At 73.2% G+C, this 14,583-nt stretch carries 15 protein-coding genes; 9 read left to right on the forward strand and 6 right to left on the reverse strand.

Annotated features, from left to right (window positions below; translation table 11 throughout):
• Positions 1 to 10: 10 nt before the first annotated feature.
• From ACH4ZX_RS06610 to ACH4ZX_RS06625, 4 genes are all read left to right on the forward strand, one after another.
• The gene (locus tag ACH4ZX_RS06610) at positions 11 to 877 is read left to right on the forward strand and encodes an alpha/beta fold hydrolase (RefSeq protein WP_360747606.1); all 867 of its coding nucleotides are present in this window, start codon (positions 11 to 13) and stop codon (positions 875 to 877) included.
• Positions 874 to 1,710 carry a 3-(cis-5,6-dihydroxycyclohexa-1,3-dien-1-yl)propanoate dehydrogenase gene (hcaB, locus tag ACH4ZX_RS06615; protein ID WP_398268514.1) on the forward strand — a complete coding sequence of 279 codons (837 nt, stop codon included), beginning with the start codon at positions 874 to 876 and terminating at the stop codon, positions 1,708 to 1,710. The genes ACH4ZX_RS06610 and hcaB overlap by 4 nt, the downstream gene beginning before the upstream one ends.
• 308 nt (positions 1,711 to 2,018) lie before the next feature.
• Positions 2,019 to 3,602, forward strand: coding sequence for a long-chain fatty acid--CoA ligase (locus ACH4ZX_RS06620; RefSeq protein WP_398268517.1), 1,584 nt, complete (start codon positions 2,019 to 2,021; stop codon positions 3,600 to 3,602).
• Position 3,603: 1 nt separating this feature from the next.
• Positions 3,604 to 4,065 carry a hypothetical protein gene (locus tag ACH4ZX_RS06625; protein ID WP_398268520.1) on the forward strand — a complete coding sequence of 154 codons (462 nt, stop codon included), beginning with the start codon at positions 3,604 to 3,606 and terminating at the stop codon, positions 4,063 to 4,065.
• A 105-nt stretch (positions 4,066 to 4,170) separates the two neighbouring features.
• On the opposite strand, the gene ACH4ZX_RS06630 is transcribed toward ACH4ZX_RS06625, so the two are convergent.
• On the reverse strand, positions 4,171 to 5,427 hold the full coding sequence (locus ACH4ZX_RS06630) for a hypothetical protein (RefSeq protein ID WP_398268523.1): 1,257 nt from the start codon (positions 5,425 to 5,427) through the stop codon (positions 4,171 to 4,173).
• Between the two features lie 100 nt (positions 5,428 to 5,527).
• Complete coding sequence (locus ACH4ZX_RS06635) at positions 5,528 to 5,995, reverse strand: winged helix-turn-helix transcriptional regulator (protein WP_398268525.1); 468 nt, start codon at positions 5,993 to 5,995, stop codon at positions 5,528 to 5,530.
• A gap of 101 nt (positions 5,996 to 6,096) precedes the next feature.
• Between ACH4ZX_RS06635 and ACH4ZX_RS06640 the strand changes: the two genes are divergently transcribed.
• The 4 genes from ACH4ZX_RS06640 (at position 6,097) to ACH4ZX_RS06655 (ending at position 9,082) form a co-directional block, all read left to right on the forward strand.
• Complete coding sequence (locus ACH4ZX_RS06640; RefSeq protein WP_398268527.1) at positions 6,097 to 6,594, forward strand: PaaI family thioesterase; 498 nt, start codon at positions 6,097 to 6,099, stop codon at positions 6,592 to 6,594.
• An 84-nt stretch (positions 6,595 to 6,678) separates the two neighbouring features.
• The gene (locus tag ACH4ZX_RS06645) at positions 6,679 to 7,341 is read left to right on the forward strand and encodes an NUDIX domain-containing protein (protein ID WP_398268529.1); all 663 of its coding nucleotides are present in this window, start codon (positions 6,679 to 6,681) and stop codon (positions 7,339 to 7,341) included.
• A gap of 87 nt (positions 7,342 to 7,428) precedes the next feature.
• Positions 7,429 to 8,412 carry an aldo/keto reductase gene (locus ACH4ZX_RS06650; protein ID WP_398268531.1) on the forward strand — a complete coding sequence of 328 codons (984 nt, stop codon included), beginning with the start codon at positions 7,429 to 7,431 and terminating at the stop codon, positions 8,410 to 8,412.
• Between the two features lie 337 nt (positions 8,413 to 8,749).
• Positions 8,750 to 9,082 (forward strand): DUF2218 domain-containing protein, encoded by a 333-nt coding sequence (locus tag ACH4ZX_RS06655; protein WP_398268533.1) that lies wholly within the window; start codon positions 8,750 to 8,752, stop codon positions 9,080 to 9,082.
• Positions 9,083 to 9,085: 3 nt separating this feature from the next.
• Here the strand turns inward: ACH4ZX_RS06655 and ACH4ZX_RS06660 are convergent, their stop codons facing one another.
• Genes ACH4ZX_RS06660 through ACH4ZX_RS06670 form a run of 3 tightly spaced genes read right to left on the reverse strand, consistent with a single transcriptional unit; the run spans position 9,086 to position 12,176 of the window.
• A complete protein-coding gene (locus tag ACH4ZX_RS06660; protein ID WP_398269102.1) occupies positions 9,086 to 9,613 on the reverse strand; it encodes an NUDIX hydrolase family protein in 528 nt (175 codons plus the stop codon).
• A 24-nt stretch (positions 9,614 to 9,637) separates the two neighbouring features.
• Positions 9,638 to 10,771, reverse strand: coding sequence for an amidohydrolase family protein (locus ACH4ZX_RS06665; protein ID WP_398268535.1), 1,134 nt, complete (start codon positions 10,769 to 10,771; stop codon positions 9,638 to 9,640).
• 1 nt (position 10,772) lies between these two features.
• Positions 10,773 to 12,176 carry a glutamine synthetase gene (locus ACH4ZX_RS06670; protein ID WP_398268537.1) on the reverse strand — a complete coding sequence of 468 codons (1,404 nt, stop codon included), beginning with the start codon at positions 12,174 to 12,176 and terminating at the stop codon, positions 10,773 to 10,775.
• A gap of 185 nt (positions 12,177 to 12,361) precedes the next feature.
• Between ACH4ZX_RS06670 and ACH4ZX_RS06675 the strand changes: the two genes are divergently transcribed.
• Positions 12,362 to 13,591, forward strand: coding sequence for an IS110 family transposase (locus ACH4ZX_RS06675; RefSeq protein WP_398268540.1), 1,230 nt, complete (start codon positions 12,362 to 12,364; stop codon positions 13,589 to 13,591).
• Positions 13,592 to 13,640: 49 nt separating this feature from the next.
• Here the strand turns inward: ACH4ZX_RS06675 and ACH4ZX_RS06680 are convergent, their stop codons facing one another.
• A complete protein-coding gene (locus tag ACH4ZX_RS06680; RefSeq protein ID WP_398268543.1) occupies positions 13,641 to 14,453 on the reverse strand; it encodes an SAM-dependent methyltransferase in 813 nt (270 codons plus the stop codon).
• Positions 14,454 to 14,583: the final 130 nt, after the last annotated feature.

Below are 14,583 nucleotides of genomic sequence, written 5' to 3' on the forward strand. Positions count from 1 at the left end.
GGGAAATGCCGTGACCGACGTGACCGACCTCGAACTCAAGCACCACCGGGTGGCGACCTCGCTGGGCGAGATCGCCGTCGCCGAGACCGGTGAAGGCCCGGTGCTGGTGATGCTGCACGGCGGCGGACCGGGAGCGTCCGGCGTCAGCAACTACCACCAGAACCTCCCCGAGCTGGCCCGGCACTTCCGCGTCGTCCTGCCCGACCAGCCCGGCTTCGGCGCCAGCTACCGCCCCACCGAGGAGGACCTGGCCGAGCGGTCGATCACGCAGATCACGGTCGACGCCCTGTACCAGGCCCTCGACTCGCTCGGCATCGACACCTTCCACCTGCTCGGCAACAGCCTCGGCGGCGCGGCCGCGATCGCCATGGCGCAGCAGCGCCCGGACCGCGTCACGCGCCTGGTGCTGATGGCCCCCGGCGGCGGCTGGCTGCCCTTCGGCCCCACCCCCACCGAGGGGCAGAAGGAGATGTTCCGCTACTACAACGGCGGCGGGCCCAGCGAGAAGAAGATGGCCGCGTTCATCCGCACCATGGTCTTCGACCACAAGCAGTTCGGCGAGGACGTGGTGCGCGCCCGCTACGAGGCGTCCCTCGACGACAGCCACATCGCCTTCTACCACCTCTACAACGCGGCCTTCGCCAAGCGCGGCGGCATGGACCCGCTCTGGCGCGACCTGCACAAGATCAAGGCGCCGACGCTGCTGCTGTGGGGCCGCGACGACCGCACCATCACCCTGGACGGTGCCCAGCTCATGCTGAAGCAGATCCGCGACGTGCAGCTGCACGTGTTCGGCCGCTGCGGCCACTGGGTGCAGCTGGAGCGGCAGCGCGAGTTCGAGGAGCTGGTCACCGGCTTCCTGGCGGAGCAGCGATGAGCGGCGGCTGGCTGGACGGGTACGCCGTCCTGATCACCGGCGGCGGTTCCGGTATCGGCCGCGCCGTCGCCGAGCGCTTCCTCGCCGAGGGCGCGTCCGTCACGGTCCTCGGCCGGGACGCCGACCAGCTCGACGACGTCGTGCGCGGCGCCGCCGACCCCTCCCGCGTCCACCCGGTCACCGCCGACGTGCGCGACTCCGACGCGCTGCACGCGGCCGTGGCCGAGACGGTCGACCGGTTCGGCAAGCTGGACACGCTCGTCGCCAACGCCGGCGTGTGGGACTACCAGCGCCAGCTGACCCGGCTCGGCGCCAAGGAGCTCGACACGGCGTTCGACGAGATCTTCTCCATCAACGTCAAGGGCTACCTGCTGGCCGCCGAGGCGGCCTGGCCGGAGCTGGTCAAGACCCGCGGCAGCATCGTCATGACGCTGTCCAACGCCTCCTTCTACGTCAACGGCGGCGGGCCCCTGTACACCGCCAGCAAGCACGCGTGCCTGGGCCTGATGCGGGAACTCGCCTACGAGCTGGCCCCCAAGGTGCGCGTCAACGGCGTCGCCTGCGGGGGCATGAACACCGACCTGCGCGGCCCGGAGTCCTTGTCCCTGGACGGGCGTTCGATCGGCGCGTCCTTCGCCAAGCGCGGCCCCGACACCCCGCCCCCGCCCATTCCGCTGCACGACTCCAGCACGGAACCGCGGGACTTCACCGGCCCGTACGTGCTGCTCGCGGCACGCGACCAGAGCGGACCCATCACCGGCCACGCGATCTCCGTCGACGGCGGTATCGGCGTCCGCGGATTCGGCAGTGCGGCCGGCGGCGACCACCTGTGACGACCGCGGCCGCGCGGACGAGCGGCTGACGGCCCACCCCGGGGGACGCGTCCCCGCACGACGTGTCCCGCCGTCGACGAGATCCCCGTCGACACGACCTGCCGACCCGAGACCTGCCGACCCCGGACCCGCCGACTCCAGACCTGCCGATCCCTCACCTGCTGACCTGCCGATCCCTCACCTGCTGACCTGCTGACCTGCTGATCTGCTGATCTCAGACCAGCTTGACCCCTCGATCCCCTGATGACCCGATGCCGTCGAGGTCCCGACGATCCTCCGACTCGACGATGCTCAACGAGGAGCCGACCGTGACAAGACCCCACCCCCGCAACTCCGGCCTGCGGGTCGACCTCAACCCGGCCGCCGCGGTCGCCCGCAACGCACGCCACCAGGGCGACAGCGTGGTCGTGCGCTACGCGGGGGGAGACCTCACCTACGCCGAACTCGACGACCGGTCGGCGCGCCTGGCGAGCGTGCTGGCCTCCGACGGTGTGGGGGAGGGCGACCGCGTCGCCTACCTCGGTCTCAACAGCACGGCGTTCCTCGTCACGATGCTGGCCGTCTTCCGGATCGGCGCCGTGTACGTCCCGGTGAACTTCCGGCTCGCCGAGCCGGAGCTGGAGCGCGTCCTGGCCAAGAGCGGGGCCCGCGTCGTGGTCTGCGAGGAGGGCCACCGGGCCGGCGTCGAAGCGGTGCGCGCGGCGACGGAGCTGACGCGTTTCCTGCTGATCGACGACGACCCCGAGGTCCCGGCCGGCCAGGCGGAGGGCTGGGAGCCCTGGTCCCCGCTGATCGAGGCCGCGCCGCCGAGCCCGGTCCTCGTGCCGAAGGGCGCCGACGACCCGGCGATCCTGATGTTCACCTCCGGCACCACGGGAACCCCCAAGGGCGTCGTCCTCACCCACGGCAACGCCTGGTGGAACTCCGTCAACGTCGAGATGCGGTTGGACACCCGGCGCGGCGACGTCACCTACGCCGCCGCCCCGCTGTTCCACATCGGCGCCCTCAACAGCTTCGTGCTGCGCACCCTGGTGCGCGGCGGCACCGTCGTCGTGCGGCGCGCCTTCGACCCGGAGCAGTGCCTGGACGACCTGGTCACCCACCGCGTCAACTCCATGTTCGGCGTGCCGCAGATGTTCACCGCGCTGGCCCGCGTCCCCGGGGCGTTCGACCGGGACCTCAGCGAGCTGCGGGCCGTGGTCGTCGCGGGCGCGCCGGTTCCCCCCTCGCTGGTCCAGCGGTACGCCGATCACGGCGTCCTGCTCCAGCAGGCCTGGGGCCTGACGGAGACCGCGCCCTTCGCCACCCACCTGCCGGCCGAGCACACCCTGGACAAGCTGGGCTCCGCGGGCATCCCCATGCCCTACACCGAGGTGCGGGTCGTCGACAGCGTCACCAACGAGCCGGTCAAGCCCTTCGAACCCGGCGAGGTCGTGGTCCGCGGCCCCAACGTCACCGCCGGCTACTGGAACGACCCCGAGGCCACCCGCGCCGCCTTCGACGACGAGGGCTGGTTCCACTCCGGCGACATCGGCTACCTCGACGAGGACGGCTACCTCTTCATCGTCGACCGGCTGAAGGACATGATCATCAGCGGCGGCGAGAACGTCTACCCGGCGGAGGTGGAGCGCGTCGTGTCGTCCATGCCGGGCGTCGTGGACGTCGCCGTGGTCGGGGTCGCCGACGAGCAGTGGGGCGAGGCGGTCGCCGCCGTGGTCACCGTCACCGGGGACACCGTGATCACCCTGGAGGACATCCGCGCCTACGCGGGTGACCAGCTGGCCCGCTACAAGCTGCCCAGGCGTCTCAAGCTCGTTCCGGCGGTGCCGAGGAACGCCTCCGGCAAGCTCGACAAGACCGTCATCCGACGTCTGGCGACCGAGGAGAACTGACATGATCACGGTGCCCGCGCTTCCCGCAGGACCGGCGCTCGGGGCGGGCTGGGAGGTGGAGCGGGAGTCCCGCAGACGCCACTCGGCCGACCTGCTGGTGGCCGGCGACGGGGTGCGCGTCGAGGTACGGCTGGAGCGCTGCGCCGCGGGACGGCTGCGCGACAGCTACCCCGTCAGCGCGCACGACGTGGAGGTGCGGGTCGGCGACGACTGCCCCCGCGCGCTGCTGCCCGGCCTGCTGCGCGTCCTCGCGGACGCCGTGTTGCGTGCGGACACGGAGTGCCGCCGCGTCGTGCACGCCGTGCCCGCGGGCGACCCGGCCGCACGCACGGCGGCCGAGGCGGCGGGGTTCCGGTACGTCGTCGACGTCGACCTCGGACGGCAGGAGCTCGGCCTCCTGGTCACCGAGCCGGACTGGGTCACCGGCACGGACATCGACCTGGACCGGGTACCGGGCGCCTGACCGGCGCCGGAGCGGGGAGCCGGCACCGCCTCGCGGGCCGGCTCCTCCGCCGTGCAACGGGGCAGCAGCGCGCGCACCCGCCCTGCCGGTCTGGCTGACCGGCCGTCACCGTCGATTCGCGCGTCGGCGCGCCGCGAACACGGCGCCCGCGCCGATCGCCACGGCCCCCGCGGCCGCACCCGCGAGGGGCAGCGCCGAACCCGAACCGGTGCTCGCCAGACTGCCGTCCGTGGTCGTGGCGGAGCCACCGGTGGACCCCGAGGAGCCCGAGGAGCCGGTGGACCCCGAGCCGCTGTCGCCGCCGGTGGAGCCGCCGATGGAGCCGCCGGACGAGCCGCCCGTGGAACCGCCCGTGGAGCCGCCCGTGCCGCCGCCGGTGACGTCGAGCACGATGCGGGCCGAGTCGTCGGCCTTGTCCTCGTCGAACGGCCGGGCCGCACCGGCGAGCTTCACCGAGCCCGCGGCCCCCGGCACCGCCTTGTCGATCCGCAGCCTGAAGGCGTACGTCTCGCCGTCGCCCTCGTCGACCCAGGACTGCGCGGTGCCGCAGGTGTACGTGCCGGTCCGCACCTTGTCGCAGAAGCCGGGGGTCTTCGTCACCGTCGTGCCGGCGGGCATCGTGACGCGCACCTCGGTCGCGGGCGTGCCCAGGTCCCGCAGCACCCAGCCCGGACCGTCGTTGGTGAACTTCACCTCCAAGTCCACCGTGTCCCCGACCCGCCCCGTCAGTTCGGCCCCGGTCACCCGGAAGTCGGCGGTGTTCACCGAGGTCACCCGCACGTCGGCCGCGTCCCAGCCGGGGTGTTCCGCGGTGCCGCCCGGGGCGGGCGTGGCGTCGGGCAGCTCGGCCAGCCGCAGCGCGGGGCCGGTCCCGCGCACGGGCGCGGCGGCGCCGTCCCCGGGAGCGGGGTCGTCGTCGGCGACGACGACGCGGAGGTCGTCGTACAGCGCGTGGTCGAGCGCCTTCAGGGTCAGCGCCTTCTCCGGCGCGTAGACGGTGCCGGGCTCCACCCGCTGGTCGAACTCGCAGACCGCGACCGACTTGCTCGGCTCCTCGTCGAAGGAGGAGACCTCGTAGCGGAGGCAGTTGGAGGGCAGCTCGGTGTGGCTCAGCCCGCGGGTGACGGAGTACGACAGATAGACCTTCTCCAGGGCCTCGGCGCCCGTGTTCGTGAAACTCGCGGGCACCGGCACGCTGCCGCCCGGCCGGACCCCGTCGATCGGGGCGATCCCGCCCAGCGTCAGGCCGGGCTCGGGATCGTCGGCGGCGGCGGGTCCTGCGGCCAGCGCGACGAGGGCGACGGCCCCCATCGCTCCCGTGCACCGGCGGAGCGTGCGGCGGCCGGGGGCGGAACGGAACATGAGGTCCCCTGTGAAGCGTCGACGGCGGTCGGAGGAACCGCGGGAGAACGGCGGTTCCGTTCATGAGACCTCCGTTTGGCCCCAACGGTTGTAGCGGGCCTCAGAGTTGGGGCCGCGCGGCGGGTCCCGGCGAGACCGTGACATCGGCCGGGGACAGCGCCGTGCGCTCGTCGGCGCACTCCACGACCACGCGCACCGGGGCGCCGCAGCCGTCGTGCCTGATGTCCAGCACCGGCCCCTCCGGGTTCGCCACGTGCGTCTCGCCCCACTGCCGCAGGGCCACCAGGACGGGCCACAGGTCGCGGCCCTTTGCGGTCAGCCGGTACTCGTGCCGGGTCCGGCTGCCCTGCTCCTGGTACGGCGCCGTCCTGAGGATCCCGGCCGCGACCAGCTTGCGCAGCCGGGCGGCGAGGACCGCGTCGGACAGCCCGACATGGCGCCGGAAGTCGTCGAAGCGGCGGACCCCGTTGAAGGCGTCACGCAGGAGGAGCAGGGTCCACTTCTCGCCGATCAGGTCGAGCGTGCGCTGAACCGTGCAGTTCTCCGTGCTCATCTCCAGCCACTCCATGGCAGCCATCGTAGGCAGGCACCCTGGCTTTGTCATTGACAGTCAGCTCACGCCGAAGCTAGCTTCATTGAACAGAGCCAGATGAGGGATGGAGCGGAGACATGGAACGTCGGTCTCGTACGTACGACTGGCAGGACCCGGCGGTCACGGCGGCCGCCGTGGGCCGGGCCTCGGGCCTGGAGTTCCTGCGGGACATCCTCGCCGGGCGGCTGCCCGCGCCGCCGGTCGCCGCCACCCTGGGCATGGACCTGGAGGAGGTCGACCACGGGCACGCGGTGTTCTCCCTGGTGCCGGGCGAGGAGCACTACAACCCCATCGGCAGCGTCCACGGCGGGATGTACGCGACCATGCTCGACTCGGCGGCCGGCTGCGCCGTCCAGTCCACCCTCCCGCCGGGCACCGGGTACACCTCGGTCGACATCGCCGTGAAGTTCCTGCGCCCGGTCACCGTCGACACCGGCAAGGTCCGCGCCGTCGGCAGCGTCCTCAGCGGCGGCCGGCGCACGGCACTCGCCGAGGCGCGCCTGCTCGACGGATCGGACCGCCTGCTCGCGCACGCCACCAGCACCTGCATGATCTTCCCGCTGCCCACGCCCTGACGTCGTCCGGCGATCCGCCGGGCCGGTCGTGATAGAAGCGAGCATGAGCAACTCCCGCCCCGCATCCCGTACGACCGGTGTCCGATGACCGCCGGCATCGACACCCCCGACCGCCGCGGCCGCACCGGCCTCCACCGGACCGGCCTCGACCTGACCGGCAACCCGCGCGTGAAGGTGCGGGACGTGAAACTGCTGTCCAGCCACTGGTACGTGGAGCGCACCACCACCTTCGACCTCCGGCGCGCCGACGGCACCTGGATCACCCAGGAACGCGAGACCCACGACCGCGGCAACGGCGCCACCATGCTGCTGTACGACGCCGAACGCGAAACCGTGCTGCTCACCCGGCAGTTCCGGTTCCCGGTGTACGTCAACGGACACCCCGACGGCATGCTGATCGAGACCCCGGGCGGTCTCCTCGACGACGAGGACGAGCACCCCGAACTCGCCGTCCGCCGCGAGGTGGTGGAGGAGACCGGGCACACCATCGGCGAGGTCCGGCACGTCTTCGACGTCTACATGAGCCCCGGCTCGGTCACCGAGCGCGTCAGCTTCTACGCCGCCGCCTACGGCCCCGCCACCCGCACCCACCGGGGCGGCGGCCTCGACGAGGAGGGCGAGGACATCGAGATCGTCGAACTGCCCTTCCGCCGGGCCCTGGAGATGATCCGCACCGGCGAGATCAACGACGCCAAGACCATCATGCTGCTCCAATGGGCCGCGCTGGAGGGCCCGTTCAGCAAGTGACCGCCGACCGGCTCGACTTCGCGTGCACTTCAAGCTGAAGACTCCCGTGCGTGCCCGGAGACCCGGGCGCGTACGGGAGGGAACACCATGAGGTACCGCACCATCGGAACCGACCCGCGCACCCGCCGCGAGGTGAGCGTCCTCGCGCTCGGCGCCATGCTGTTCGGCTCACAGACGGACGAGGAGACGTCCTTCGCCGTGCTCGACCGGTACGTCGAGGCCGGCGGGAACTTCATCGACACGTCCGACAACTACGCCTTCTGGACCGACGGGAGCCAGGGCGGCCACAGCGAGCACCTCCTCGGCCGGTGGCGGCGCAGCCGCGGCGCCGGCGACGAGATCGTCATCGCCACCAAGCTCGGCGCCCGCCCCCTCGCCCCCGGCACCGGCTACGTCGACAACCCGGAGGGCCTGTCCGCCAAGGTGATCCGCGAGGCCGCCGAGCGCAGCCGCGAACGCCTCGGAGTGGACCGGCTGGACCTCCTCTACGCCCACATCGAGGACACCACCGTCCCGCTGCGCGAGACGGTCGAGGGCTTCGCGGAACTGGTCGCCGAGGGCACCGTCGGCCTCCTCGGCGTCAGCAACCACGCCGTGTGGCGCGTGGAACGGGCCCGCGCCCTCGCCGCCGCGGCCGCACTGCCCGGCTACGAGGTGCTCCAGTACGAGCACAGCTACCTGCGGCCCCGCACCGACGTGCCCGGCGACCTCTTCCCCGACGGCAGCCTCGGCGCGGTGGGCCCGGAGACGCTGAGCTACCTGCGGGCCGAGCCCGCGCTGACCCTGGTCGCCTACTCGCCCCTCCTCAAGGGCAGCTACGTCCGCCCGGACCGGCTGCCGCCCCCGTACGACCACCCCGGCACCCCGGCCCGCCTCGCGGCCCTGCGGGAGGTGGCCCGGGAGACCGGGGCGACCCCCAACCAGGTCGTACTGGCCTGGCAGCTGGGCGGCGACCTGCCGGTCGTCCCGCTGGTCGGCGCGTCCTCCGTTGCCCAGATCGAGGAGAGCCTGGCCGCCGTCGACCTGGAGCTGACCCCGGACCAGCGAGCCAGGCTCGACGCGGCCCACTGACCGCGCCGCGCGCACCGACCGCGCCGCGCGCACCGACCGCGCCGCGCGCACCGACCGCGCCGCGCGCACGAACCGCGCCGCGCGCACGAACCGCGCCGCGCGCACGAACCGCGCCACGCATGCTGACCGCGACGCGCGCACCGACCCCACCGCGCACCGACCCGACCTCACCACGCGCACCGACCGCATCGCGGCAGGCGGACCACGGCGCGGCGCACCGGCGGCGACGCGGCGGGCATCCATACGTTGCGGCATGCGACGGGTGGGGCGGGGCCTCCCGGCCCCCGCCGTCCGGCACCATCGACCCGTACCGTCCACCCTCACCCGGGAGTCCCCGATGGCCCGTTCCGAAGCCCGCGTCCGCACCGACCGCCCGCACCGCTACGCCAAACAGCTCGCCTCCCACCTGGGCCGGCGCTCCACGACGAGCTGGGACGAGGAGACGGGCGTGGGCAGCCTGGTCTTCCAGGACGGGACCGGTTCCCTCACCGCGGCCGACGGGGCGCTGCTGCTGGCGGTGGAGGCCGACGCCGGGCACCTGGCCCGGCTGGAGGACGTCGTCGGCCGTCACCTCGTCCGCTTCGGCGCCAAGGACGAACTGGTCGTCGAATGGCACCGCGACACCGGCGAGCCCGGCACCACCCAGCGCAAGGCGGAGGACACCGCCTGACCGTCAGAGCGCGCAGCCCACGTGGGCCAGGGCCTGCTTCAGCAGCATCCCGTGGCCGCCCGGCATCTCGCTCTGCACCGCCGGCGACAGGGCCTCCTGCGGGCTGAACCAGACCAGGTCCAGAGCGTCCTGGCGCGGGCGGCAGTCGCCGGTGACCGGGACGACGTAGGCCAGCGACACCGCGTGCTGGCGCGGGTCGTGGTAGGGCGTGACGCCCTGCGTCGGGAAGTACTCCGCGACCGTGAAGGGCTGCAACGAGGCCGGGACGCGGGGCAGCGCCACCGGACCGAGGTCCTTCTCCAGATGGCGCAGCAGGGCGTCCCGGACACGTTCGTGGTGCAGTACCCGGCCGGAGACCAGGGTCCGGCTGACCGTGCCGTCCGGTCCGATGCGCAGCAGGAGGCCGACGCTGGTGACTTCGCCGCTGTCGTCGACGCGTACGGGCACGGCCTCGACGTACAGGATCGGCATGCGGGCGCGCGCCGACTCGAGTTCGTCGGGGCTCAGCCAGCCCGGCGTGGTGTCGGTCATATCAGACATTGCTTGATCATACTTTCAGGACGGGTCGGACAGGCGGTAGATCCGGCGGGCATTGTCCGCTGCCGCCCACCGGGCGATCCGCAGCGCGTCGGGCAGGCTCAGCTCGTCGGCGTCCACCCGGTCCTGCAGCAGACCGGCGAGGCCCTGGCGGAAGGCCAGCGCGCCCAGCCAGTAGAACTCGGCCAGACCGCAGGCGTCGGAGCTGTACAGCAGCTTGCGGAACGGGGTGATCTCCAGGGCCTCCTCCAGGACGGCCCGGGCCCGGGCGGGGCCGACGTGGTGCAGGGTGAGGCCGACGTCCAGGTACACCTGCTCGAACACCGCCGAGAGGTAGGCGGCCTGGCGCTGGTAGGGCCAGCAGTGCAGCAGCAGCACCGGGACCGTGCCGGCGGTCAGGTGCAGCCAGTCGGTGAGGTGGGTGGGGTCGGCCCGGTGCATGCGGAGGTCGTTGTCGCCGAAGCCGGTGTGCAGTTGCAGGGGCAGACCGAGGTCCACCGCGGTCCACAGCAGGTGCCGCATGAGGACGGGATCGGCCAGCCGGCCGCCGCGCGCCAGCCACCTCCCCGCCGCCCGCGTGACCTCCGCGTCCGCCGGACGGGCCGGGTCCAGATCGAACCCGGTGCGGTAGGCGGCCACGGACTTCACCGCGACCACGCCCGGCCGCCGCACCGCCTCCCACGCGGCCGCGACGAACGCGGCGCCGTACGCGCCGGGCTCCACGCCCCGCGCCGCCACCGCCTCGGCGACGTTCTCCAGCCGCACCACCTCGTACGCCCTCCCGCCGCAGGCCGCCGCGAGCTGCCCGGGCGTGGTCAGGCGGTTGCGGTCCGGGGCGAACCCGGTGTCCACGCAGAACACGTCCGTCCGCGCGGCGGCCAGGAAACGGCGGTTGACCTCGTGCGCGCCCAGTTCGCCGCGCCGGGCCAGGTACGCGTCGGCCGGGGCGTGCGGCGGCAGGTCCAGCAGGGGGGCGCAGTGGCGGCGGACGGCCACCCCCACGGGGCTGTCGAACGGGGAGACGCCGGGCCACACCCCGCCCTCGGTGAGCAGCGGCTCGAACTCCTCGCGGCGCAGGCCGGCGGCGACCACGCCGTGGCAGTGGTGATCCGTCAGCGGCCACCCGTCCAGCGCCTCCCGTACCGCGCCCACGTCAGTACTTCCAGCGGTAGGCCGCCGCCACCCCGTCGTCGTCCAGCCCGTCGGCCGCCGCGATCTCGCCCTCCCGTACGGCGATCACGGCGTCGGCGAGGACCGGGCCCAGGGCGGCGCGCACCACTTCGTCCGCGCGGAACTCCGCGACTGACTCGGCGAGCGAGGCGGGCAGCCGGCGCACACCGCGGGCCGCCGCCTCCGCGGCGGCCAGCCGGACCGGGTCGCCGGTGACCTCGTCGGGCAGGGCCGCGGACGACGTCAGACCGTCCAGGCCGGCCGCGATCACGCAGGCCAGCGCGAGGTAGGGGTTGGCGGCCAGGTCGACCGGCTTCACCTCCAGGTTCGCCGCCCGCTCGCGCTGCCCGGTCGTGCCGGTGACGATCCGCACCGCCGCCTCGCGGGTCTCGCGGCCCCAGACGGTGAACACCCCGGCCCACTGCGAGGGCCTGAGCCGCAGATAGCCGGCGGGGCTGGGCGCGGTGACGGCGAGCAGGGCCGGCAGCCGGGCCAGTACTCCGGCCGTGAAGGACTCGGCCTCGGCCGTCATGCCGTAGCGGCGCCCGCCCCCGCTGTGCAGGTTGACGCCGTCGCGCCAGGCGGAGAGGTGGATGTGGCCGCCGTTGCCGACGCCCTGCCCGAGGACGGCCGGGGAGAAGGAGACGGCGAGACCGTGCCGGCGGGCCACCGCCCGGATCGTCTGCCGCACCAGCACGCTGCGGTCGGCCGCCGCGACCGGATCGAGCGCGCCCACCGAGACCTCGAACTGTCCGGGCGCGTACTCCGGGTGCAACTGCTCCACGTCCACGCCCTGCGCCGCGAGCGCCGCCAGCAGGTCGGCCGCGTAGTCGCTCGACTCCACCTGGCGCACGGCGCCGTACGCCGGACCCGTGACCGCCGGCACGAACGCGCCGTCGGGCTGCGCTCCCCGTCCGACGGCCCACTCGATCTCGATCGCGGCCCGGAAGGTGACGCCGTGCCGCTCGGCGGCGTCGGCGACGATCCGGCGCAGCACCGTGCGGCCGCACCCGGGATGCGGCTCGCCCTCCTGGGTGATCCGGTCGACCGGCGCCCACGCCCAGCCGGGCTGCCCCGCCAGGACGCTGAGCCGGTCGAGGTCGGGGTACAGCCGCAGATCCCCGTCCGGGGAGCCGAGGACGTCGGTGGTGACGATGGAGTCGTCCGCCAGGAAGGTGTCGAACACCGGGGACATGCCGACGCCCCAGGCCGCGGCGGCGGCCAGCTTCGCCGTGGGGACCGTCTTCACCCGGCCGATCCCGGCGGTGTCGACGTAGGACAGCACCACACCGTGCACTCCCCGGCCGGTCAGCTCGGCGCTCAGGGCGGTGGCCCGCTCGACGTCACCGGGTCGCCCTCCGGGGACGGGGTCGGCAAGGGTGGTCATGCGTCCTCCGTAAGTTGTCAGGCGGCCCGGGAGGGCCGGGTGTGGCTCATGCGTTCTTGCCTCAGTGGCTTCCGAGGAGTGGCCGCCCGGTCCTCCGGGGCGCCCTGGCTGCTGATTGAGATGTGCGCGCTTCGTGCGGTCGCTGATTACGGAGATGACAGCGGGGTGTTCCTCGGGCCGACGGCATGCTGTGGGACGCGAGGAGGGGGCGAGTGAGCGAGCGACGAGCTCGGGGCTGGGCCGGTATCGACGCGGGCAAGGGGCACCACTGGGCGGCAGTGGTCGACGAGACCGGCGCGATCCTGTGGTCGAAGAAGATCGAAAATGACGAGACAGCGATCCTGACCGCACTCGGCGAGATCCTGGACCTTGCCGACGAGGTGTCCTGGGCGGTGGACATCTCCGGCACGTCCTCCGCGCTGCTGCCGGCCCTGCTTGCAGCGCACGGCCGGCAAGCCGTCTACGTGCCCGGCCGCACGGTCGACCGCATGTCCGGCGCCTACCGGGGCGAGGCCAAGACCGATGCCCGCGACGCCTACGTGATCGCCGAGACCGCCCGCCACCGCCGGGACTTCGCCGCCATCGGCGTGCCCGCCCGGCTGGTTGCCGATCTGGCCCTGCTGACTGCCCACCGCACGGACCTCGTAGCCGACCGGGTGCGGATGATCAACCGTCTGCGCGATGTGCTGACCGGCATCTTTCCCGTCTTGGAGCGGGCCTTCGACTACTCCTCCCGCAAGGGCGCGCTGGTTCTGCCGACGGGCTGCCAGACCCCGGCCGCCATCCGCCGCCGCGGGCGGGCACGGCTGACGGCCTGGCTGACCAACCGCGGCGTCCGCGGCGCCGACGCGGTCGCCGCGGCCGCCCTGGAGGCGGCTCAGGCCCAGCAGACCGCACTGCCCGGCGAGGACGTCGCCGCGCAGATCGTCGCCGGCCTGGCCACGCAGATCCTGGCCCTGGACGACCGGTTGAAGCGGATCGGCAAGCAGATCCGCGACACGTTCCGCAGTCACCCGCAGGCCGAGATCATCGAGTCTCTGCCCGGCATGGGCCCGATACTCGGGGCGGAGTTCGTCGTCGCCGCCGGCGACTTGTCCGCCTACGCGGACGCCGGCCACCTGGCCTCGGCGGCCGGACTCGTGCCGGTCCCGCGTGACTCGGGCCGCCGCACCGGCAGCCTGCACCGGCCCAAGCGCTACAGCCGCCGACTGCGCAGGGTGTTCTACAGGTCCGCGCAGACCAGCATCATCCGCGAGGGCCCGAACCGGGACTTCTCCCTCAAGAAGCGCAGCGAGGGGTGCAAGCACGTCCAGGCAGTCATCGCACTGGCCCGCCGACGAGCCGGGGTGCTGTGGGCGCTGCTGCGTGACAACCGAGCCTTCACCTCCGCCCCGCCGGTCACGCAGGCGGCTTGACTTCGTCATTGAGACTCCTCGACGGGCTCGGCCGGACCGGCGTCGTGCGTCAGGGTTTCACGGCCACCGCTCCGTACTGCGGTACGACCACGGGAGAGTCGGGCTCGGCGCGCCACCGCGAGCACGACACCAGCCCCGGGTCGAGCAGCCGCAGTCCCTCGAAGAACGCGGCGATGTCCGCGCCGCTGCGGGCGGTGATCGGGGGAGTGGCGTTCTCGTTCCAGAAGTTCATGGCCGCGACCTGGCCCTCGCCGCCGACCTCGGGATCGGAGGTGGGGTGGGTGAGGACCAGGAAGCTGCCGGAGGGGACGGCGGCCATGATCCGCCGCACGATGTCCCGCGCCGCGCCGTCGTCGAGCACGAAGTTGAGGATGCCGAGCATCATGACCGCGACGGGACGGGTGAAGTCCAGGGTGGCGGCGGCGTGTTCCAGGATGGCGTCCGGGTCGCGCACGTCGGCGTCGATGTAGTCGGTGCCGCCCTCCCGGCTGCCGGTGAGCAGGGTGCGGGCGTGGGCGAGCACGATGGGGTCGTTGTCGACGTAGACGATCCGGGACTCCGGCGCGATCCGCTGGGCGATCTCGTGGGTGTTGTCGGCCGTCGGCAGCCCGGTGCCGATGTCCAGGAACTGCCGCACCCCGCGCTCCTCGGCGAGGAACCGCACGGCCCGGCCCAGGAACCAGCGGTCCGCGCGGGCGATGTCCCGGATGACCGGGATCATCCCGGCGACCTGCTCGCCCACCTGCCGGTCGACCTCGTAGTTGTCCTTGCCGCCGATCCAGTAGTTCCACACCCGCGCGTTGTGCGCCACGCCGGTGTTCAGCCTGGCCGACCTGCCCGACGGGGTGTGGCTGTCCGTCACGTTCTCGCTCCTTCTCGCGACGCTGTGGCCGTCGCCGTCATTGTGCCGTGGCGATGATCAGCCTGTCCCGGGATTCGCCACGGTCACCCGCCCACACCCGTTGCTACCGGTGAGTACCCCGCGGTCCGGC

The sequence above is a fragment of the Streptomyces sp. NPDC020490 genome, from assembly GCF_044335305.1.
GTDB lineage: Bacteria > Actinomycetota > Actinomycetes > Streptomycetales > Streptomycetaceae > Streptomyces.

Coding starts and splice junctions, on each gene's coding strand:
- ACH4ZX_RS06670 (WP_398268537.1), bottom strand. CDS start 12,176: ATGACCACCCTTGCCGACCCCGTCCCCGGAGGGCGACCCGGTGACGTC.
- ACH4ZX_RS06640 (WP_398268527.1), top strand. CDS start 6,097: ATGGAACGTCGGTCTCGTACGTACGACTGGCAGGACCCGGCGGTCACG.
- ACH4ZX_RS06645 (WP_398268529.1), top strand. CDS start 6,679: ATGACCGCCGGCATCGACACCCCCGACCGCCGCGGCCGCACCGGCCTC.
- ACH4ZX_RS06660 (WP_398269102.1), bottom strand. CDS start 9,613: ATGACCGACACCACGCCGGGCTGGCTGAGCCCCGACGAACTCGAGTCG.
- ACH4ZX_RS06635 (WP_398268525.1), bottom strand. CDS start 5,995: ATGGAGTGGCTGGAGATGAGCACGGAGAACTGCACGGTTCAGCGCACG.
- ACH4ZX_RS06655 (WP_398268533.1), top strand. CDS start 8,750: ATGGCCCGTTCCGAAGCCCGCGTCCGCACCGACCGCCCGCACCGCTAC.
- ACH4ZX_RS06650 (WP_398268531.1), top strand. CDS start 7,429: ATGAGGTACCGCACCATCGGAACCGACCCGCGCACCCGCCGCGAGGTG.
- ACH4ZX_RS06630 (WP_398268523.1), bottom strand. CDS start 5,427: ATGTTCCGTTCCGCCCCCGGCCGCCGCACGCTCCGCCGGTGCACGGGA.
- ACH4ZX_RS06675 (WP_398268540.1), top strand. CDS start 12,362: ATGCTGTGGGACGCGAGGAGGGGGCGAGTGAGCGAGCGACGAGCTCGG.
- ACH4ZX_RS06625 (WP_398268520.1), top strand. CDS start 3,604: ATGATCACGGTGCCCGCGCTTCCCGCAGGACCGGCGCTCGGGGCGGGC.
- hcaB (WP_398268514.1), top strand. CDS start 874: ATGAGCGGCGGCTGGCTGGACGGGTACGCCGTCCTGATCACCGGCGGC.